Below are 19575 nucleotides of genomic sequence, written 5' to 3'. Positions count from 1 at the left end.
CCGGGCCCGGCGCCGACACCGGCCAGACCCCGGTCCCGGCTCGCGGGATCGAGGACCTGGATACCCTTGCGACCCGAGGAGGAAAGCGGCGTATGGCGACGGCGACACCCAGCGGCCAGGGGGCGGGCACCGGCCCCGGAGCGGGCACCGGCCCGGGACCCAGCACGCGCCCGGGACCCGGCAGCGGCCCAGGGGCGGGCACCCGCCCGGGATCGGACACCGCCACCGGCACCGGCCCGGAGCCCAGCACGCGCCCGGGGTCAGGAGCCCGCCAGGGATCGGAGACCCGCCCGGGACCCAGCCCGCACTCCGGATCGGGGACACCGCCCCCAGGAGTGGAGCTGCTGTGGTCGGGGCAGGTGCCGGAGTACGCCGCTGACGCGCTCGCTCACCGCCACCTGCTGGACGCCGGGGAGAAGGCCCGGCTGGACGCCTTTCGCCGGCCCGCCGACCGGGATGCCTACGCGGTCGCGCATGTGACCCTGCGCAGGCTCCTCGGTGAGCGGCTGGGACGGCCGCCCGAGGCGATCACGCTGAGCCGGGAGCCGTGCGCCCACTGCGGCGGGCCGCACGGACGGCCCGTCCTCCCCGGGGGCGAGGCGCACTTCTCGCTCTCGCACACCGGCGGCATGGTGCTGATCGCCCTGGCAGCCGCGCCGGTCGGGGTGGACGTCGAGGCCGTGCCCGACCCCGGGACCGTCGCCGATGTCGCGACCCAGCTGCACCCCCGGGAGCGTGCGGAACTGGCGGCGCTGCCCGCCGGCGAGCGCGCCGCCGCCTTCGTCCGCTGCTGGACCCGCAAGGAGTCCCTGCTGAAGGCGACCGGCGTCGGCCTGAACGAGGAACTGTCCCGCACCTATGTGGGGGCCGGCCCCGAACCGGCCGCGCGGAAAGGCTGGTCGCTCGGTGATCTGCCGGTTCCCCCCGGCTATGCGGCGGCCGTCGCCGTACGCGTCACAGGGTCCGGTGGCTGACCCGGCACACGGCGGGCACGGGCGCTCGGACGCCGCGGGCCACCAGCCGGGCGGCGAAGGGATACCGACCCCGCCCGCAGGCCGATCGGGGGCGGCCCGGGCGAACGATTCTGCCCGGACCCTGGCCGCTCCCGAACCCGAACCCGAACCCGAACCCGATCTCGATCCCCGTCCGGACTCCGGCCGATCGCTTCTGCCGTATTGGAGACTCAGCGTATGGAATTCGTCGTCCTCATGACCCTCCCCGGGTTGGTGATCGTGCTCATCGTCATAGCCTTCACCGACCAGATACTGCGGGCTACCGGGCGCGGTAAGCGGCGGGGGCAAGTGTCCGCGACCGGGTTCGAGCAGTTGCACGCAACCTTCTCGCCGGGCAAGCAGAGCGAGCTGAAGGAGCGCCAGAGCGCCCTGCTGCTGCGGGACGACGAGGAGGACGGGGCACCGCCGCACCGCTCCACCGTGGACCTGGACGGAGGTCGCGCAGTGGTGCGGCTGCCACAAGCACCGCAATCACCGTAGGCGACACCACTGACAATCGCCCCCGCCGACCGTCCGACCCGCACGGACCGCCAGCGGCCAGCGGGCCAGCGGACAGCGGGCCTGCGGCCGAGGTTATCCACAGGCTGCGGGCAGTGCGAACGAAATGTCGGCGGTCCGGCGCAGAATGGGGGCATGACTGAGATCACCGACTCGATGCCCGACTGGGAGAAGCGCTTCCGTGCGCCGCGCGTCTCCCTTCCCGACTGGGCGGAGGACGCGCCCGACCGCGCGCTCTTCGTGTCGAATGCCACGGGGACGTACGAGCTGTACGCCTGGGACCGGGCGACCGGCGGGCAGCGGCAGGCCACCGACCGGCCCAGCGGCACGACGGACGGGACGCTGTCCCCCGACGGCGAGTGGATCTGGTGGTTCTCGGACACGGACGGGGACGAGTTCGGGATATGGATGCGGCAGCCCTTCGGCGGTGGCGACGATGTGCCCGCGGCCCCCGGGCTCGCGCCGTCGTACGGGGGCGGTCTGGCGATCGGCCGGCACGGCGTCGCGGTGATCGGGCGGTCCACCGACGAGGACGGCTCGACGATCCATGTGGTCCGTGAGGGCGCCGAGCCGGTCGAGATCTACCGGCACCGGGAGTCGGCCGGGGTCGGCGATCTGTCGTACGACGGGACGCTGATCGCGATCGAGCACACCGAGCACGGGGACGCGATGCATTCGGCGCTCCGCGTCGTCCGGCTCGACGGCAGCCCGGTGGCGGAGCTGGACGACACCCAAGGGGGCACGGCGGAGCTGGGGCTGAGCGTCCTCGGGTTCGCTCCGGTGGACGGGGACACCCGGCTGCTCGTGGGGCATCAGCGGCGCGGGCGCTGGGAGCCGATGCTCTGGGACCTCGCCTCCGGTGAGCAGACGGACCTCGCGATCGAGCTGCCGGGCGATGTGAACGCGGAGTGGTATCACGACGGTTCGGGTCTTCTGATCGCACACAGCCATGAGGCGCGTGGTGAGCTGTGGCGGTACGACCTGGCGACGCGCGGACTGACCCGGATCGACACCCCGGCCGGTTCGGTGTCGGGGGCGACGGCCCGGCCCGGCGGCGATGTGGAGTACCTCTGGTCGTCGGCGGCGCTGCCGCCGCAGGTGCGCTCGACGGCGGGCGGGGTCGTCCTCGACCCGCCGGGGATGCGCGCGCCGGGGTCGGTGCCGGTCGAGGACGCGTGGGTGGAGGGGCCCGGGGGCCGTATTCACGCCCTGGTGCAGCGCCCGGAGGGGACCACCGGTCCGCTGCCGACGGTCTTCGAGATTCACGGCGGCCCGACCTGGCACGACAGCGACGCCTTCGCGGGCGGCCCGGCCGCCTGGATCGACCACGGCTATGCGGTCGTCCGGGTCAACTACCGGGGTTCGACGGGGTATGGGCGGGCGTGGACGGACGCCCTCAAGCACCGGGTCGGGCTGATCGAGCTGGAGGACATCGCGGCGGTCCGTGAGTGGGCGGTGGCCTCCGGGCTGGCCGACCCTGCGAAGCTGATCCTGGCGGGCGGCTCCTGGGGCGGTTATCTGACCCTGCTCGGTCTGGGCACCCAGCCCGATGCCTGGGCGCTGGGGCTGGCGGCGGTGCCCGTCGCGGACTATGTCACCGCCTACCACGACGAGATGGAGGCCCTGAAGGCGATGGACCGCACCCTGCTGGGCGGCACTCCGGAGGAGGTGCCGGAGCGGTTCGCGGCGTCGTCGCCGCTGACCTATGTGGACGCCGTGCGGGCACCGGTCTACATCTCGGCGGGGGTCAACGACCCGCGCTGCCCCATCCGCCAGGTGGAGAACTATGTGGAGCGGCTGGCGGCGCGCGGCGCGGTCCATGAGGTGTACCGGTACGACGCGGGCCATGGCTCGCTGGTGGTGGAGGAGCGGATCAAGCAGGTGGGCATGGAGATCGCGTTCGCCGCGGCCCATCTGGGCGGGGGCGCGGCCCCGGCCGGCCCGGTGGCCGCCGGGGAGCGTCCGGCCGCCGGGGACCGAGTGGAAGGGGACGCGGGAGAGGGGGGTGGAGGGCGCTAGCCGGAGCGCGTTCCGTACCGTGGAGGGGTGTACCGGTTCCTGCTGTCGCCCCGCTGGCTGGGTCTCCATGTGTTCGTTCTGCTGGCGATCCCGTTCTGCATCTTCATGGGGACCTGGCAGCTCGGGAGGTTCGAGGACCGGATGGCGTCCCACCAGGACGCCAAGCGGGAGCCCACACCCGACGAGCGCCGTGCGGTGCCGCTGGACGAGCTGCTGCCGGTCGACAAGGAGACCTCCGGCCGGCAGGCGGTCACGAAGGGCCGGTACGGCGAGCAGTTCGTCGTACCCGGCCGTGAGCTGGACGGTGAGCGCGGCTCCTATGTGCTGAGCCTGCTGAGGACCGACGGCGGCTGGACCCTGCCCGTGGTCCGGGGCTGGCTGGCGGAGGGCCGGCCGGTCCCGGCGGCCCCGGTCGGCGAGGTCACGGTCACGGGAGCGCTCCAGGCATCGGAGAACGCGGGCACCGACGGGGTCCATTCGACGGGCGGGCTGCCGAGCGGCCAGCTGGGGATGATCAGCGCGTCGGCGCTGGTGAATCTCGTACCCGACGATGTGTACGACGCGTGGGTGACGCTGACGGAGGCGGACGACGGGCTGGTGCCGGTCCCGGCGACCGCCCCGGAAGGCAGCGGGCTGGACCTGAAGGCGTTCCAGAACCTGGGGTACTCCGGGGAGTGGTTCGTGTTCGCGGCGTTCGTGCTCTTCATGTGGTTCCGTCTGCTGCGCCGCGAGGCGGAAGCGGCCCGCGACCGCGCCCTGGGCCTGGAGCCGGAGTTGGAACCGCGGGCGCAGCCGGAGCCGGTCTGAGGGTGGGGTCGGTCTGGCCTGTCGCGGGTCCGGGCTCAAGAGCCTCTCCGCGCTCGGGCCCGGGGCGCTGTTACTGCCCGGTCAGGACGCCCGTCCGGTAGATCGTGCCGGAGCAGGCGTTGGGGATGGTCGTTTCCGCGCTGGGGGCGCCCGGGTCGGCGGTGTGGGTGATGGCGATGCTGCCGTCCTGGGTGCCGCCGTCCTCGGTGATGAGTTGCGGGGATGTGTTGCCCGGCGGGGTGCCGGTGCCGCTGCTGCTCGCGCCGGTGGTGGTGGAGCCGCCGCCGCCTTCGGATGGGCTGGGGTCGGGGGACGGGCCGGTGGTCGGGCAGGTCTCGTTCGGGACCCAGGCGAACCGGACCTCGTACGCCTTGTCCGGCTTCAGCAGGAGGGCCGATGACTCCTGGGCGGGGTCGGGCAGGCCGGTCGCCGCGTCGCCCGACGTATGGTCGACCACATTGATCTTCGCGCGGTCGGCCGCGCCCTGCGGCTCGAAGGAGACCGTGCCCTTGCCGTCGATCGCGCAGGCGGTGGTGGAGACGTTGGCGACGCGGAAGGATCCGTACACCTTGCCCTCGGCGTCCGGCCCTGCCGCCTGGGAGGCGGCGATGCCGAGCTGGGCCGCGTCGCAGACCGGTGAGGACGCCGCGACGCTGCCGGTGATCTCCTGCGGAGCGCCGGTCGCGCCGTCGCCGCTGCCCGTGCCCGGCTGCGGGCTGCCGGGGGATCGTGTCACCGTGTCGGGGTACTGCGGCTTGCCGGAGACTCCCGCTGTGGGACCGCCGGTGCTGTGCTCACCGCCCGTCTCCTTCTTGTCACCCCCGCTGCCGCCTTGCGTGTGCTGGCCGTGCCCGGCGTTGACGGGCCTGGCCTCGTCGCCGCCGCCGCCCGAGTCGGCCACGGTCACGAAGGCCGGGACCGCGGTACCGATCAGCAGTGCCGCGGCGGCGGCGCCGATGAGCGCCTGCCGTTTGCGCGCGCGGCGCGCGGGCACCGCCCTGCGGAGCTGGTCGAGGGCTCCCTCGGCGGGCGCGAGGTCCTGGACGGCGCCCTGGAGCAGCCGGCGCAGGGCCAGCTCCTCCCCTTCCGGCTCGCCCCCCAGCGGCCCGCCAGTGCCCAAGCCGCTCCCGCCCGGCCAGCCAGCACCCGGCCCACCCGCACCCGGCCCGCCAGTGCCCGGCTCACCCGCGCTCCGCTCACTCGCGCTGGGTCCGTCCGCGTCCGGCTCGCTCCCGCCCAGCCCGTTGTTCACCATCTCGTTCTCGGTCCGGTCGTCGGGCGGCCCGTCCGGCCCAGGCCGCTCGAACCCCTTCTTGTCGTCGCTCATGCCGTCGCCTCCATGGCGACCCGCAGCGCCGCGATGCCCCGGGAGCCGTACGCCTTCACCGAGCCGAGCGATATGCCCAGCGTCGCGGCGACCTGCGCCTCCGTCATATCGGCGAAGTACCGCAGTACGAGCACCTCGCGCTGGCGGCGCTGGAGTCCGCGCATGGCCTTGATCAGGGCGTCGCGCTCCAGTTGGTCGTACGCCCCCTCTTCGGCGCTCGCCATGTCCGGCATCGGTTTGGAGAGCAGTTTGAGCCCGAGGATGCGACGGCGCAGCGCGGACCGGGAGAGGTTGACCACGGTCTGACGCAGATAGGCGAGGGTCTTCTCCGGGTCGCGCACCCGGTTGCGCGCCGAGTGGACGCGGATGAACGCCTCCTGGACCACGTCCTCGCAGGAGGCGGTGTCATCCAGGAGCAGTGCCGCGAGGCCGAGCAGTGATCGGTAGTGGGCGCGGTAGGTCTCGGTGAGGTGATCGACGGTGGTGCCCGCTGCCATGGTCTCGTCAGCGCCCTCGCGCTGTGCGGGCACACGGGTGGTGCGCGGTGTGGGCATGGGAGCGATCACCGGCATACCGCCGGAGGGGCGGGGTCTGCCCGCCGGGCGCGCGGGCACGCCGCGTACGGGAACCACCGATCCGGCCCGGCCCAGGCGCTGCGCCGCGCTGCGGATCGGGACCATCCCTGCGATGTCGAGTACCTCTGCCACGTCTGTTGGACACGTTTCCCCCCGTCAGGGTTGTACGCGTACGCCACCGCGTTCGGCGGTGTTCCTTCTGCCGTCATGCGTACTCGCTCTTCCCCAATGCCCCATTTTTCGCGGCACCGTATAGAGGCGACCGCAAAGACGCTTCCCGCGCGGCTGCTGGTTGCAGACCTGGGAAGCGAATTGCCGAGCATCGCCGCACCCCGGTTCAAATGGTACAGACCTTCAACATGCGCAGACATGCGCACAGGGCACGCACGGGCTGTTCACAGATCCTACAAACCTCAACCATGTCCACGTCCAGAGCCCGCGGCGAAATTTCGATCTTGCCGTAAGGCCGGCCGTACGGTGATCACGCCGTGAAGTCCGCGGTCGTCAGACGATGAAGCCGACTCACCGGGCGAACGCTCACCGGGTGCGCCCCTGAGGGCGAGGACTCAGAGGACTCAGAGGACTCAGAGGACTCAGAGGACTCAGCGGGCGAAGCCCCAGAGGGTGCTCACCGGGTGAAGTCCCGGAGGGTGCTCACCGGGTGAAGTCCCGGAGGGTGCTCACCGGGTGAAGTCCGCGGCGATCGCCTCCGCGATCTGGGCGGAGTTCAGCGCGGCTCCCTTGCGGAGGTTGTCGCCGCAGACGAACAGGTCCAGCGCACAGGGGTCGTCCGGCGACCGCCGCACCCGCCCCACCCAGGTCGGATCCGTCCCGACGACATCGGCGGGTGTGGGGAAGTCGCCCGCGGCCGGGTCGTCGTAGAGCACCACGCCCGGTGAGGTCGCCAGGATCTCGTGGGCCCGCGCCACCGTGACCTCGTTCTCGAAGCGGGCGTGCACGGCGAGGGAGTGCGCGGTGAGGACCGGCACCCGGACGAATGTCGCCGCCACCCGCAGCGTCGGCAGACCCAGGATCTTGCGGGTCTCGTTCCGCAGCCCCAGTTCCTCCGACGACCAGCCGCCGTCCTGGAGCGTGCCCGTCCAGGGCACCACATTGAGCGCGATCGGCGCCGGGAAGGGCCCCGGCCCGTTGCCCGCCGGATCGCCCACCGCCCGGCGTACGTCCCCGGGGCCCGTGCCCAGCTCCGTACCGGCGACCAGGGAGAGCTGGGCCCGCAGGGCGGTGACGGCGTCCCGGCCGGCACCGCTGACCGCCTGGTAGGAGGAGACGACCAGCTCGCGCAGCCCGAACTCGGCGTGCAGCGCGCCCACCGCCGGGAGCATCGCGAGGGTGGTGTCGTGCGGGCTCGCGACGATGCCGCGCGGCCGGACCCGTACGGCGTGGGGATTGACCTCGGGGACGACGAGCGGCACATCCTCGTCGAGCCGGAACGCGGAGGACATGTCCACGACCACCGCGCCCTTGGCGGCGGCGATCGGCGCCCACTGCGCGGAGACCTCCGCGGGCACCAGGAAGAGCGCCACGTCGACACCCGTGAGGGCCTCCTCACCGAGCGCGACGACCTCGCACTGCTCCCCGCGCACGCCGAGCTTGCGCCCGGCCGAGCGCGGGGAGGCGATGAGCCGTATATCTCCCCAGATGTCCTCGTGCTGGGACAGAATCTGGAGCATGACCGCACCGACGGCCCCGGTCGCGCCGACGACCGCGAGCCCCGGCTTGCTGCTCATCGCGCGGCGTCCTTGCGGCTCATCGTCCGCTGTCCTTACGGCTCATCGTCGGCTGTCCTTGCGGTTCATGGCCCGTCGTCCTCGCGGTTCATCACCCATCGGTAGCCCGTCGACAGCCCGTCGTCCTCACGGTCCACCGTACGGAGCCCGGTGACGCGTCACCGCCCGGTGCCCCCGTAGACGACCGCCTCGTCGGAGTCGCTGTCCAGGCCGAAGGCGGTGTGCACCGCGCGTACGGCCTCGTTCACATCGTCGGCGCGCGTGACCACCGAGATACGGATCTCGGATGTCGAGATCAGCTCGATGTTCACCCCCGCGTCGGAGAGCGCCTCGAAGAAGGAGGCGGTGACGCCCGGGTTGGTCTTCATCCCCGCGCCGACCAGCGAGATCTTGCCGATCTGGTCGTCATAGCGCAGCGAGTCGAAGCCGATCGCGGCCTTGGCCTTCTCCAGCGCGTCGATCGCCTTGGCACCGTCCGTCTTGGGGAGGGTGAAGGAGATGTCGGTGAGGGCCGTGGTGGCCGCCGAGACGTTCTGGACGACCATGTCGATATTGATCTCGGCGTCGGCGATCGTACGGAAGATGGCCGCGGCCTCGCCCGGCTTGTCCGGCACCCCGACAACCGTGACCTTGGCCTCGGAGACGTCGTGGGCGACTCCGGAGATGATGGCGTGCTCCACCTGCTGGGCTCCCTGCGGCTCGTTGCTGACCCAGGTACCGCGGAGCCCGGAGAAGGACGAGCGGACATGGATCGGGATGTTGTATCGGCGTGCGTACTCGACGCAGCGGTGCAGCAGCACCTTGGAACCGGACGAGGCCAGCTCCAGCATGTCCTCGAAGGAGATCCACTCGATCTTCTGGGCCCTGGGCACCACCCGGGGGTCGGCGGTGAAGACGCCGTCCACATCCGTGTAGATCTCACAGACCTCGGCGTCCAGCGCCGCCGCGAGGGCGACCGCCGTGGTGTCCGAGCCGCCTCGGCCGAGCGTGGTGATGTCCTTCTTGTCCTGGGACACACCCTGGAATCCGGCGACGATGGCGATGTTGCCCTCGTCCAGCGCCGTACGGATCCGGCCCGGCGTCACATCGATGATGCGTGCTTTGTTGTGGACCGAGTCGGTGATGACGCCGGCCTGGCTGCCGGTGAACGACTGGGCCTCGTGGCCCAGGTTTTTGATCGCCATGGCCAGCAGTGCCATGGAGATCCGCTCTCCCGCGGTCAGCAGCATGTCGAACTCGCGCCCGGCAGGGATCGGGGACACCTGCCCGGCGAGATCGATCAGCTCATCCGTTGTGTCGCCCATCGCGGATACCACGACGACCACCTGGTGGCCGTTCTTCTTGGCGTCCACGATTCGCTTGGCGACCCGCTTGATGCCCTCGGCATCAGCAACGGAGGAGCCTCCGTACTTCTGCACGACAAGGCCCACGTGCGCTCCTCGCTCGGTTCTGCGCCGCAGCCATGTACTGCGGTCGGGTCAGTCTAACGAGCGGCCTGCCGCCGGCTCCGTACGGCCGTATCGTGAGATACGCCGCTCAGCCAGTGATCAGTCAGTGGTCAGTCAGCGATCACCCAGGGGCCTGACAGCCGCTCGCACCGACTACTGCCCGCAGGGGGGCCGGGTACGCGGTTTGTGTGCCGGGTCACAATCACCTCCGTCGGCTCAGAGACCCCGGTGGCGGGCCTCGGGCTCAGGCCCAGGCTCGGGTGCCTCCGCGGGGCTCGGGCTCGGGTGAGCGTCCGCAGGGCCCAGGCTCAAGCTCGGGCTCAGGATCGGACTCAGGCCCAGGCCCAGGCTCGGGCTCAGGTGAGCGTCCGCAGGCCCAGCGGAGCCGCGATCTCCTCCGCCATCACCTTGCCCGCCTCCTCCGCCAGCGCGTCGTCCGCCAGGTCCTCGTCCGTGTCCAGGCCGTCCAGCTCCTCAAGCGGCTGGTCGAGCCGGACATGCGCGACCAGCGACATCAGGGCGCGCAGGGTCGCCGACGCGGTCGGCCCCCAGTTGGAGAAGTACGAGAACTGCCACCACCACAGCGCCTCGGTGGTGCGGCCCGCGCGGTAGTGGGCGAGGCCATGGCGCAGCTCGGTGACGATATCGGCGAGATTGTCGGAAATACGGTTGGGGACCGGCGCCTTTCGCGGTTCGTACGGGTCGAAGACCTCGGAGAACACATCCACCGGGTCCAGGAGCAGCGCGAACTTCTCCCGCAGATCGTCCACGTCCGGTTCGGGACCGGTGTCCGTCTCATAGCGCTCGTCCGGGACGATGTCCTCGTGCGCACCCAGCCGGCCGCCGGTCAGCAGGAGTTGGGAGACCTCCAGCAGCAGGAAGGGCACCGCACTGTCCGGCTCGTCGCCCTTCGCGACTTCCGTGGTCGCGACGATGAAGGACTCGATCGAGTCCGCGATCTGGACCGCGAAGTCGTCCGGGTCCTGGCTTGTCGCGTGCAGCATGGCGTCAGACATCGAGTAGTCGTCTCCCCTCGAAGGCACGTCCCAACGTGACCTCGTCGGCGTATTCCAAGTCTCCCCCCACGGGCAGACCACTGGCCAGCCGGGTGACCTTCAGGCCCATCGGCTTTATCATGCGCGCCAGATATGTGGCGGTGGCCTCGCCCTCCAGATTGGGGTCCGTGGCCAGAATCAGTTCGGTGACCGCGCCGTCCGCGAGACGGGCGAGCAGTTCGCGAATCCGCAGGTCGTCGGGGCCAACGCCGTCGATGGGGCTGATGGCCCCGCCCAGTACGTGGTAGCGGCCCCTGAATTCCCGGGTCCGCTCGATCGCCACGACGTCCTTCGACTCCTCCACCACACAGATGACGGAGTGGTCGCGGCGGGGATCGCGGCAGATCCCGCACTGTTCCTGCTGTGCGACGTTGCCGCAGACTGCGCAGAAACGGACCTTGTCCTTCACTTCCAGCAGGGTGTGGGCGAGGCGGCGTACGTCGGTCGGCTCGGCCTGGAGGATGTGAAAGGCGATCCGCTGCGCGCTCTTGGGACCGACGCCGGGCAGCCTGCCCAGTTCGTCGATGAGGTCCTGAACCACGCCTTCGTACAACGGACTGCCTCTCCTCTGCCGGTCCGAATCCGCCGGGTCTGCGGTACTGCCAGTTCTTCCGGTTTTTCTGGCACTGCGGTGCTGCCGTTCTTCCGGCAGTTCTTCCGGTTCTTCCGGTACTGCGGTTCTGCCGACTTCCGCCGGGTTCGCCGCCGCCGACTCGCTACCGCCGGTACGGACACCCTCAGGGCTCGTACGGTAGTTGCTGTGCCGCGTCCCCAGAAGCCCTCCGGGGCCTCAGAGGTGACCGGCGGTCGCCGGCGGCACTTCGGGGCGGGTCGAATGCCCCGGCTGCCTCTCGAATGCCCCGGATGCCCCGCCCGGCCCCCGAAAGCACCCTCAGGTTCCTTCAGGTGCCCCTAGCAGGTTCCTTCAGGTGCCCCTAGGTGCACCCAGTTGCGCCCAGGTGTGCCCAGAAGGGCTTTCAGAAGGGCAGGCCCGGCATTCCGCCCATGCCCTGGGCGAGGGGGCCGAGCTTCTCCTGCTGGAGCTGCTGCGCGTTCTCGTTGGCTGCCTGGACGGCGGCGACCACGAGGTCCGCGAGGGTCTCGGTGTCCTCCGGGTCGACCGCCTTGGGGTCGATGACCAGCCCGCGCAGCTCCCCGGAACCGTTCACCGTGGCCTTCACCAGCCCGCCGCCCGCCTGGCCGTCCACCTCGGTCCGTGCCAGCTCCTCCTGGGCGCGGGCGAGATCCTGCTGCATCTTCTGGGCCTGCTGGAGAAGCTGCTGCATATTGGGCTGGCCACCACCGGGGATCACGATCTCTCCTGGCACTTTCGACGACATTTGTTCGGCATGCCGAGCCTACGTGGTCGCCGGGCAGCTCGCCGCACCTCGCGACGACAACTCTTTCGAGTGAGTATCCTGCGGGTCCTCTACCTGATCACAGTGCACGGGCGGGCGGAAATACTGGGATTTCCGCCCCCAGGACCACCATTCGGCGGTATGAAGGGCGTGCGCATCACTCTGCCGGTGGTGCACACCTGTCCGCCCTGCCCACCTTGCCCCATTTACTCACACATTACCCACGCACATTATCAGTCACACAGAGTTACGCCGTACGACGGTCGCGCGTCCGCCCCCACATCGGGCCGCACGTCAGGCGCCTGTCAGCCGTACGTCAGTTGAATTGAGGAGTGCCCCGGTGACCCAGCCGGAGATGCAGCCCGGGGGGCCGGCCCGGGAGGAGCGCGGCGAGGAGCCGCGCGGTGACCTGACCGGGAGGCCGTTTCCGCTCGGCGACTGGGGAGAGCCCGCGGAACGCCTGGACGAGCTGTACCGCTGGGTCGAGACGGGCGCCCTGCGCACCGCCGAGTGGTACCTCTCCGACCGTGGCCGCCAGCGCCTGACCGCCCGGCTGCTGCGCCTCGGCACCGCCATCGGCGCCGTCGCGGGCGCCACCCTCCCCCTCCTCGACCTCACCGGGATCGTCTCCGGCGCCGCCCAGTGGGGCTATCTCTCCCTCCTCCTGGGCGCCGCCTTCCTCGGCTGCGACCGCTACTTCGGCGTGACCTCGGGCTGGATGCGCAACGTCGCCACCGCCCAGGCCGTACAGCGCCGCCTCCAGGCCCTCCAGTTCGACTGGGCATCCGAGAGCGTCCGCGAGGTCCTCGGCCCCGCCGAGGGCACCGCCAGCGAGGCTGCCGAACGCTGCCTCGGCGTCCTGCGCCGCTTCTCCGAGGACATGACCGAACTCGTCCGCGCCGAGACCGCCGACTGGATGCGCGAGTTCGCCGGCGCGACCCCGGGCCCGATGGTCCTCCAGTCCCTCCCACTCCCCCCGGGCGCCTCCCGCCCCCTGGACACCCCGCCCCCGGGCCGTGGCCCACTCCCCCCGGGCACCCGCCCGAACATGCCGCGCCAGCGTCCGCCGGAGCCGCCGAGGTAGCGCGCTGCCCCTGCGGACGGTCGCGGTCCCGCCGGCGGCCACACCCCGATCCGCTGTTCCAGTTCCGCCTGTTCCTCCCGTTCCTCCCGTTCCTCCCGTTCCGCCAGTTCCTCAAGTGAGTCAGGCGGCCACGGCGGACGGACGGCACCCACGGAAATCCTCTGTGGGTGCCGTCGAAAACCGGCAGCCCGGGCGAATCGCTAGTAGCTGATAACCGGCGATCCCGTGAGGTCCCAGCTTTGCGAACCGCTCCCGCGATCGTAGACAATTGTCGCGTCGCCCGTCAGGGGCGGCTGTGCGCTCATCCAGGCTATCTGGCAATCAACCATCTGGTTGTCACTGCTGTTGATTCTGGAAGTGAAATCGCAGACCTTCCCCTTCACCGCGACGTCGTACTTCTCCAGACGCAGATGAACGTCGAAGTTGCGGAACTGCGTGGGGCCCGTTTTGACCCAGCCCACGCTGACGGTCGACCGGTACTTGCCTGTGGGCACGTCCTTCTGCACACAGACTTCGCCCACGACACGCGCATCTCCGATCCACTTCCAATCGGCGATGGCCACACAGCGGGGTGGGGCCGCCGCGGCGGGCGAAGCGAGCGCCGGCACGGCCGCGACGGCCACGGCTCCGGCCACAGCGAGCAGTCGTTTCCTCAAGGTGCCCTCCTGGGTGTCAAGGGGAAGATTCCGGTGTTCCGGTGTTCCGGCATGCGCGCCGACCACTCGGCACGGGTCAGTGAAATTCCCGCGCCGATGGGCCGACGGTTGCGAAATTACCCCGGCCACCCTGGGCTCGGAATACTCACCACGGCGTGATAGCGCCCCGATATTCCATCGACCAGAAGACAGCAACCAAATATGACCTGGCCATGGAAATGAAAGACGGCTGCCGTATTGACATCATTTCGCTCTTCCGTCTTGCGATGCCCGCGCCGCGCTCTGATCCGCGCTCTGATCCGCGCTCTGATCCGCCGGGGACGGCGGTGCAGCCCTGCTCAGGGGCGGCTGTTGCCGGTGAGGAGGTCCAGGCCGAGCGGTGTGCACTGGTGTCGCATGGTCTTGCCCTCGCGCCGCGAGGTGATCAGCCGGGCGGCGCGCAGGGCCTTGGTGTGTTCGGAGGCGGAGGAGTTGGCGATGGCCAACTGCGCGGAGACGTCGGTGGTGGTGCGTTCGGTGGTGAGGAGGTGCAGTACCGCCGCGCGGGTCGTGCCGAGCAGGGCGGCCAGCGGATCGCTGCCGTCCGGTGCGTCGCACAGCGGCAGCGGGGTCACGGCCGGATAGACCAGAAGACCGGGCCCGTCGTGCCTCGGGGCGAGCAGCGGGTACGAACTCCAGATCGGCGACGGCATCAGGGTCAGCCCCCGCCCGCCGAGGACGATGTCGGTCTTCTGGGGTCTGGGGATCTCCAGCGTGGTCCCCCGCCACCGGGCGCCGGGCGCTATCCCGGCCAGTGTGTCGCGGATGCCGTACTGGGCCAGGAGCCGGGTCCGCCAGGCGTACTCGGCGTCGTAGGCCGCCCGCAGCCGGGGCCAGAAGGACGTCAGCAGGGCGTCGTGTGTGGTGTGCAGCGCGGTGACGAGAGTCCCCCAGGCTTCCCCGTCCTGGGCGGCCAGTTGACGGTGCCAGCTCGTGACGGGGCGGCCGGTGGCCGTGTGGAACCGGTCGAGCTGGTACCGGACGTCGCCCGGCCGGGTGGCACGGACCTGGTCGATGCCCTCGTCAAGACCGGGAGTGGGCGGGTCCAGGAACAGGGGCCCGTGTGCGCTGGGTGGCACCAGTTCCAGCAGAGGGCCCGCACCGCGCGGCAGGAGGCGCCGCATCGACTGCCGCCATCTGCCGAAGACCGGCGGCAGATCCGTGCGCTGGAGCCCGGCGAGGGTCAGCCCCAGTTCCATCAGCGGCGCCGGACTGCGGGCGAACGTGACCCGCAGCAGGTCCTCCGCGGTGAAGTGCACCCGTAGCATCCCCGCCCCCTGTACCGGCCTCTACCGGTTGCCCCTTGCTACGGCACGGTCCCACACCAGGTGATCATCGGAAGCGGCCGCATACCGATTTCGGCCAACCGGTCGGCCACGTCGCAGCACACAGTCCTCCGAGCACCGGAAGGCGCCCGCTCGTTTCGGTCTGCGCCGAAACGTGTGACGGGCGCGCTTGGCTCCATGAGCATGCATCGGACGCACCATGGGAGGAACAGACCATGAAAAGGAAAGTCGCGGCCGGGATCGTCACCGCTGTCGCCGCCCTCGCAATGACAGCAAGCCCCGCGCAGGCTCACAGCGGTACGGGCGCCGTGACCACCACCGACGCGCCGGAGGCGCCCCTCGCCGGCGAGAACTTCTGCACACACCTCTACATCGAGGGCGAATACGCGGGCGAAGGCTGCTTCTACCACGCCGGCGACAGGATCTGGGTCAAGGACCACAGAGCGGACGGCCTGCGGGTGGTTGTTGAGGCCCGGTACAACTACGACCGCCGCAACGACGAGTGCGACATGGACCAGGGCGCCGGTGTGGGCGGATTCTGCAACTACAACATGCGCGAGGACAAAAAGGTCAGCATCCGCGTCCTCGCCCGGAACGGCGCGAACGGGCCGGACCTGTACACGACCCATTGGACCCCCTTCCACAACATCGGATGAGCGCGTGCTCCCCCGGCACCGCCTCTTGGGACCCGAGCTGAGACATAGAGGTGCCGGCTGCGCCCTCGATGGGGTGAAGTACCCGGGCATTCGCTGCCGTCGCCCGCTGGGCGGGAGTAGGACATACGGCCATGGGACTTGGGGACCGGCACCAGAAGAAGGACGTCGAGGCGGCGCTCCGTCGAGCGGAGGCGTGCGGACTTAAGGTGAAACACGATAAGAACAGACACCGCTGGGGCTATGTGATCTGCTGCCCGTGCTCCGAGAGCGTCAAGGTGTATTGCACTCCCAGGAGTGCGGGAACAGAGGCGAAGAAGATCGATGAGTTCACACGAGCCCACCGCAGTTGTGCGTAGCTGGCACTTCCTGATGCATCCGCAGGACCCGCTCACACCGGAGCAGTCCGACCTCATGGACACCCTTGACGTCTTCGCCGACGGTTTCGTGAGCCTGGTGGAGGGCCCTGGTTACTCCAAGTTCATTTGCTACGTCGACGCGACCAGCCTCACGGACGCCATAAAGGAAGCTCTCGCTCGCGTCGAGCAGCTTCCGGGCGTCCTCATCCGGAGCGTCGAGCTGAGCGAGTACTCCCTCGATCACAATGGGATGGCGACGGCGGCGGTCGTGCCCCTGTCCGGCTGACACCGCGTCCGTTGGGCGCGGATGCGGTGTGCTCCTTCTCGGTCGTACGGGGAGGAGCACACCGCATCGCGTTGTACGGGTCGCCTCCGGTCAGGCCGCCCCGGCCGCGAAGGCGACGAAGTCGGTCCAGGCGGTGGAGGGGACGACCAGGGCGGGGCCCTGTTTGTGCTTGGAGTCGCGTATGGCGACGTTGCAGGTCAGGTCGGCGACCTCAACGCAGTTGCCTTCGGCACCACTGCTGTAGGAGGACTTGACCCAGGCGTCCTCGTGTGCCACGTCTGTGGACTTCAGTTGAATGTTGATGGCTACGACTTCCGTTCTAGAGACTTCAGCATCTTTGGCGTCTCGGATGGATCGAGCGCCGCCGCTCGCAAGGCGTCGAACCGGCGGGAGAACCGGCCGACGTCTGGCCTCTTGTCAGTGACCCATGCCTGGCCATTGACATGGTCCGCCTGCACCATCCGCGTCAACGGCTCCTCCAGGTCGAGCAGTGCGAAGTTCTGGCTGGCTCGGTACCCGGCCGATGTGGAGGGGATGATCTGCACCGTTACGTGGTCGAGGGCGGCGATCCTGCCGATCTCCGCGTACTGCTCGTTCATGATCTCGGGACCCCCTATCGTGCTGCGAAGGGCGTCCTCGGCCATGATGACCCACAGCGAGCGCGGCTCATCCTCGATCAGGAGTTGCTTGCGGCTCATTCGCAGGCCGACATTTGCATCGATGAACTCGGTCGTAATCTCATCGACAGTCTTCGCGCTCTCAAGGAGCGCCCGGGCGTAGTTCTGGGTCTGAAGCGGACCGAACACGAGGTTTGGCTGCCAGGCACTGATCGCCAACGCATCGGCTTCCAGCCCGACGTACTCGCGCATCCCCTTCTGAAGGTGCGGGTTGTACGGCACCCACCACCCCTGGCTCAGGGACTCGCGGTGGATCTTGAGCAGGTTGTCGACATCCTCTTCGTCCGTGACGCCGTAGTGCTCCATGAGCGCACGGAGATCCTCAGTGTTCGGAAGGCTCGTGCGGCCCTTCTCGAACCGCCACATCTTCTCCTTCGAGAATCCGAGGGCCGCCGATACGTCGGCGATGGACAGCCCTTGGTCGATACGCGTCTTCTCAAAGATCTTGCCGAGGTAGACACGTCGGCTCGTAGGCCCCTTGGGTGCTGCCACTGTGCGGGTCCTCCCCATCCGTCCCGGAGTCAGGCTCAACTGAGCCCGAGCCCTATGGAACTGCTCCCGAGTCCGTGCCGACGGCTGCCAAGTGTCGAGTGTGCCACCCGGAGTTCGCCTCGCCCAGCCAAGAGTCCAGCTCCACGCATATGTCATTTTCCATGAAAGTTGCACGCCAGCTTGCGCGGCAACTTTCACGTGCAAGACAGTAGTTGAGCCAGAGCCAATGCGGACGGCGTTGCACAAAACTGGACCTCCCGAACTCCCAGGCCCAGCTTCGCGCTGCCCGAAACCGTGAAGGACAGAAGGACAGGGACACGTCATGCCGATCACCGCCGCACCACCCCACGCCCACACCGTTCAACACCTCGGCCGCATCGATCTCGACCAGCCCGGGATCACGACCGGGTTCGACGTACACCTCCGACGCACCGCCCCACCGGGCACCCCCCTGACCCCCCAGGACAGGTCCTGGCCCGGGCAGATGCGGCGGATCGGGCAGGTGCATCTGCGGATCTGGGGGCTGGACGCGCTCATTGAGGCGGTCGACCTACTGCTCTCGGAGCTGGTGACCAATGGGTTTCAGCACGGGGAGGGCGACACCGTACGCGTACGGCTGTGGCGGTCCGCGACCTACGTCGGGATCGAGGTCGCAGGGGACAGTGGGGCGCAAGGGGCGCGGGAGAAGGTGGCCGGGGCCGAGGACGAGAGGGGGCGGGGGCTTCAGCTGGTGGGGGTGGTCGCGGACGCGTGGGGGGTCGCCGGGGACGGTGCCCGTACCTGGTGTCTGCTCGCGATCAACGGTGGGGGCGCCTGATGGCCCGCGTCGGGTGCGGAGCGGCGGCCACGCTGCCGTTGCAACTGCTGGTGCTCGCGCTGGAGATCGTGCCCGGGGCACCGGGGCATCCGCTCGAAGTGACCACCCGGCTGCGGTGCGGGCTTGAGGCGCATACGGAGGGCGCGCACTTCGACCTCGTACGCGGGCTGGACGACAGTGACCACGGCGAGGTCTGGGCGCGGTGGGAGGACGGCCGGGTTCCGGAGTGTGTGGCCGTACTCCCCGACTGCCCCGCCGACAACGGCCGACCTGGTGGGGGGAACGACGGCTGCACGCTGTTCGAGAAGCATCCGGGTGGGCACAGCTTCGCGTTCGCCGATCCGGAGTACGGGCACCTCACCCCGTCCAGCGAGAGGTAAGCGCCCGGCTCACCCCGTCCGGCGGGAGGCCAGGGCCCGGGTCAGGATCGGGGGGAGCAGGTCCCGGGTCAGGCTGCGGGCGCGGGACGGGGGACGCGCCGACACCCGGGCCGGTGCGGGATCAACCGGAGCAACCGGAGCAACGGAACCAACCGCATCAACCGCATCAGGGGCAGGCTCCGGCGCCGGGGGCTCATGGCGGGACGACGGAGCCGGGGGCGGGACCACGCGGCCCGGTTTGACGCGGATCAGGGGGCGGCCCGCCACCTCCTCCGTACCCCACCACAGGTCACTGCGGTCGCCGAGCCAGGCACCCAGCGCATCGCGGATATCGCGCGGCTCGCCCCACGTCCCGTACAGCTTCGTGCCCGTGATCACGATCGGCTTGAGGCCCGAGGTCGCCACCGCACCCCAGACCGCCGCCGCGACCCCGGGGCAGTGCTCGGCCCGGAAGTCGTCGAACGCCACGATCCCGTCCGGGCGCAGCAACTCCTTCGCCGACGCGATGTCGCCGCGCACATGCTCGTACAGATGGGAGGCGTCGACATGGACGAACCGGCAGCTCCCGGCCCGTACCTCCGAGGTGATCACGGACGTCGGCGCCTGCACCATCCGGGGCAGGGCATCGTGGAACGACAGATAGTTCGCCTCGAACGCCCGCCGGGTGAGGGTGGCGTACGAACGGTTCATCTCCGCGCTGTTGGGATCGTCGGGCGCCGGCGAATCCCACAGATCGCACACCGTGAACGCGTCGCCGTCCCGCAGATATCCGCCCATGAAGATCGCGCTCTTGCCCAGATACGCGCCCAGCTCCAGCAGATCTCCGCGCTCCCGGGACAGGAACCAGTCGAACAGGAGCTGGTCCACCGGCCAGAACCAGCCCTTGACGCCGGCGAAGTCCACCGGCTCCGGCAGGGTGTCTTCCGTACTCGTCTGTGCCATGCCCCGGTCCTACCGGGCCAAGATGTCCACCGGCTGAAGCTGAGCTGAAGACGATC

The 19575-nt window shown here is 69.9% G+C and carries 22 protein-coding genes; 10 read left to right on the top strand and 12 right to left on the bottom strand.

Annotation, left to right across the window (positions count from 1 at the left end):
* The first annotated feature begins 335 nt into the window (after nucleotides 1-335).
* From ACWF94_RS02475 to ACWF94_RS02460, 4 genes are all read left to right on the top strand, one after another.
* Entirely contained in the window at nucleotides 336-974 is a 639-nt protein-coding gene (locus tag ACWF94_RS02475) for a 4'-phosphopantetheinyl transferase family protein (RefSeq protein ID WP_453483914.1), read from the top strand.
* Between the two features lie 216 nt (nucleotides 975-1190).
* The gene (locus ACWF94_RS02470) at nucleotides 1191-1493 is read left to right on the top strand and encodes a DUF6191 domain-containing protein (RefSeq protein WP_453483912.1); all 303 of its coding nucleotides are present in this window, start codon (nucleotides 1191-1193) and stop codon (nucleotides 1491-1493) included.
* Nucleotides 1494-1646: 153 nt separating this feature from the next.
* Nucleotides 1647-3530 (top strand): S9 family peptidase, encoded by a 1884-nt coding sequence (locus ACWF94_RS02465; protein WP_453483910.1) that lies wholly within the window; start codon nucleotides 1647-1649, stop codon nucleotides 3528-3530.
* Between the two features lie 27 nt (nucleotides 3531-3557).
* Nucleotides 3558-4337: an SURF1 family protein gene (locus ACWF94_RS02460; protein WP_453483908.1), complete on the top strand. Its 780-nt coding sequence runs from the start codon at nucleotides 3558-3560 to the stop codon at nucleotides 4335-4337.
* A gap of 70 nt (nucleotides 4338-4407) precedes the next feature.
* Here ACWF94_RS02460 and ACWF94_RS02455 read toward each other — a convergent pair whose 3' ends face one another.
* The 7 genes from ACWF94_RS02455 to ACWF94_RS02425 form a co-directional block, all read right to left on the bottom strand.
* Nucleotides 4408-5664: a hypothetical protein gene (locus ACWF94_RS02455; RefSeq protein ID WP_453483906.1), complete on the bottom strand. Its 1257-nt coding sequence runs from the start codon at nucleotides 5662-5664 to the stop codon at nucleotides 4408-4410.
* Entirely contained in the window at nucleotides 5661-6236 is a 576-nt protein-coding gene (locus ACWF94_RS02450; RefSeq protein ID WP_453483921.1) for a SigE family RNA polymerase sigma factor, read from the bottom strand. Before ACWF94_RS02450 ends, ACWF94_RS02455 begins: the two co-directional genes overlap by 4 nt.
* 683 nt (nucleotides 6237-6919) lie before the next feature.
* Nucleotides 6920-7987, bottom strand: coding sequence for an aspartate-semialdehyde dehydrogenase (locus ACWF94_RS02445; RefSeq protein WP_453483904.1), 1068 nt, complete (start codon nucleotides 7985-7987; stop codon nucleotides 6920-6922).
* Between the two features lie 158 nt (nucleotides 7988-8145).
* Nucleotides 8146-9417, bottom strand: a complete 1272-nt coding sequence (locus ACWF94_RS02440) for an aspartate kinase (RefSeq protein ID WP_453483903.1) — start codon at nucleotides 9415-9417, stop codon at nucleotides 8146-8148.
* Between the two features lie 374 nt (nucleotides 9418-9791).
* Entirely contained in the window at nucleotides 9792-10451 is a 660-nt protein-coding gene (locus ACWF94_RS02435; RefSeq protein WP_453483902.1) for a DUF5063 domain-containing protein, read from the bottom strand.
* The gene (gene recR / locus ACWF94_RS02430; protein WP_453483900.1) at nucleotides 10444-11043 is read right to left on the bottom strand and encodes a recombination mediator RecR; all 600 of its coding nucleotides are present in this window, start codon (nucleotides 11041-11043) and stop codon (nucleotides 10444-10446) included. Before recR ends, ACWF94_RS02435 begins: the two co-directional genes overlap by 8 nt.
* 424 nt (nucleotides 11044-11467) lie before the next feature.
* On the bottom strand, nucleotides 11468-11803 hold the full coding sequence (locus ACWF94_RS02425; RefSeq protein ID WP_453483919.1) for a YbaB/EbfC family nucleoid-associated protein: 336 nt from the start codon (nucleotides 11801-11803) through the stop codon (nucleotides 11468-11470).
* Between the two features lie 385 nt (nucleotides 11804-12188).
* On the opposite strand from ACWF94_RS02425, the gene ACWF94_RS02420 reads away from it, so the two are divergent.
* Nucleotides 12189-12932 carry an SLATT domain-containing protein gene (locus ACWF94_RS02420; protein WP_453483898.1) on the top strand — a complete coding sequence of 248 codons (744 nt, stop codon included), beginning with the start codon at nucleotides 12189-12191 and terminating at the stop codon, nucleotides 12930-12932.
* A gap of 200 nt (nucleotides 12933-13132) precedes the next feature.
* Here ACWF94_RS02420 and ACWF94_RS02415 read toward each other — a convergent pair whose 3' ends face one another.
* A complete protein-coding gene (locus ACWF94_RS02415; protein WP_453483897.1) occupies nucleotides 13133-13588 on the bottom strand; it encodes a hypothetical protein in 456 nt (151 codons plus the stop codon).
* Nucleotides 13589-13926: 338 nt separating this feature from the next.
* Nucleotides 13927-14886, bottom strand: coding sequence for an ArsR/SmtB family transcription factor (locus ACWF94_RS02410; protein WP_453483895.1), 960 nt, complete (start codon nucleotides 14884-14886; stop codon nucleotides 13927-13929).
* A 242-nt stretch (nucleotides 14887-15128) separates the two neighbouring features.
* Here ACWF94_RS02410 and ACWF94_RS02405 point away from each other — a divergent pair, with 242 nt between their 5' ends.
* The 3 genes from ACWF94_RS02405 to ACWF94_RS02395 all read left to right on the top strand — a co-directional run bounded on the left by ACWF94_RS02405 (nucleotide 15129) and on the right by ACWF94_RS02395 (nucleotide 16211).
* Nucleotides 15129-15569, top strand: coding sequence for a hypothetical protein (locus ACWF94_RS02405; protein ID WP_453483893.1), 441 nt, complete (start codon nucleotides 15129-15131; stop codon nucleotides 15567-15569).
* A gap of 131 nt (nucleotides 15570-15700) precedes the next feature.
* Complete coding sequence (locus ACWF94_RS02400; protein ID WP_453483891.1) at nucleotides 15701-15925, top strand: hypothetical protein; 225 nt, start codon at nucleotides 15701-15703, stop codon at nucleotides 15923-15925.
* Nucleotides 15891-16211, top strand: a complete 321-nt coding sequence (locus ACWF94_RS02395; protein WP_453483890.1) for a hypothetical protein — start codon at nucleotides 15891-15893, stop codon at nucleotides 16209-16211. The genes ACWF94_RS02400 and ACWF94_RS02395 overlap by 35 nt, the downstream gene beginning before the upstream one ends.
* Before the next feature lie 90 nt (nucleotides 16212-16301).
* Here the strand turns inward: ACWF94_RS02395 and ACWF94_RS02390 are convergent, their stop codons facing one another.
* Together ACWF94_RS02390 and ACWF94_RS02385 are read right to left on the bottom strand one after the other, a co-directional pair.
* Entirely contained in the window at nucleotides 16302-16487 is a 186-nt protein-coding gene (locus ACWF94_RS02390) for a DUF397 domain-containing protein (protein ID WP_453483888.1), read from the bottom strand.
* 29 nt (nucleotides 16488-16516) lie between these two features.
* On the bottom strand, nucleotides 16517-17380 hold the full coding sequence (locus tag ACWF94_RS02385; RefSeq protein WP_453483886.1) for a helix-turn-helix domain-containing protein: 864 nt from the start codon (nucleotides 17378-17380) through the stop codon (nucleotides 16517-16519).
* Nucleotides 17381-17702: 322 nt separating this feature from the next.
* Here ACWF94_RS02385 and ACWF94_RS02380 point away from each other — a divergent pair, with 322 nt between their 5' ends.
* Entirely contained in the window at nucleotides 17703-18197 is a 495-nt protein-coding gene (locus ACWF94_RS02380) for an ATP-binding protein (RefSeq protein ID WP_453483884.1), read from the top strand.
* A complete protein-coding gene (locus ACWF94_RS02375) occupies nucleotides 18197-18577 on the top strand; it encodes a hypothetical protein (protein ID WP_453483883.1) in 381 nt (126 codons plus the stop codon). Before ACWF94_RS02380 ends, ACWF94_RS02375 begins: the two co-directional genes overlap by 1 nt.
* 9 nt (nucleotides 18578-18586) lie before the next feature.
* Here the strand turns inward: ACWF94_RS02375 and ACWF94_RS02370 are convergent, their stop codons facing one another.
* On the bottom strand, nucleotides 18587-19519 hold the full coding sequence (locus ACWF94_RS02370) for a class I SAM-dependent methyltransferase (RefSeq protein WP_453483881.1): 933 nt from the start codon (nucleotides 19517-19519) through the stop codon (nucleotides 18587-18589).
* Nucleotides 19520-19575: the final 56 nt, after the last annotated feature.

The sequence above is a fragment of the Streptomyces sp. NPDC055078 genome (assembly GCF_053607985.1).
The sequence above is the reverse complement of the archived record's forward strand: the minus strand, read 5'-3'. Positions and strand labels throughout refer to the sequence as shown.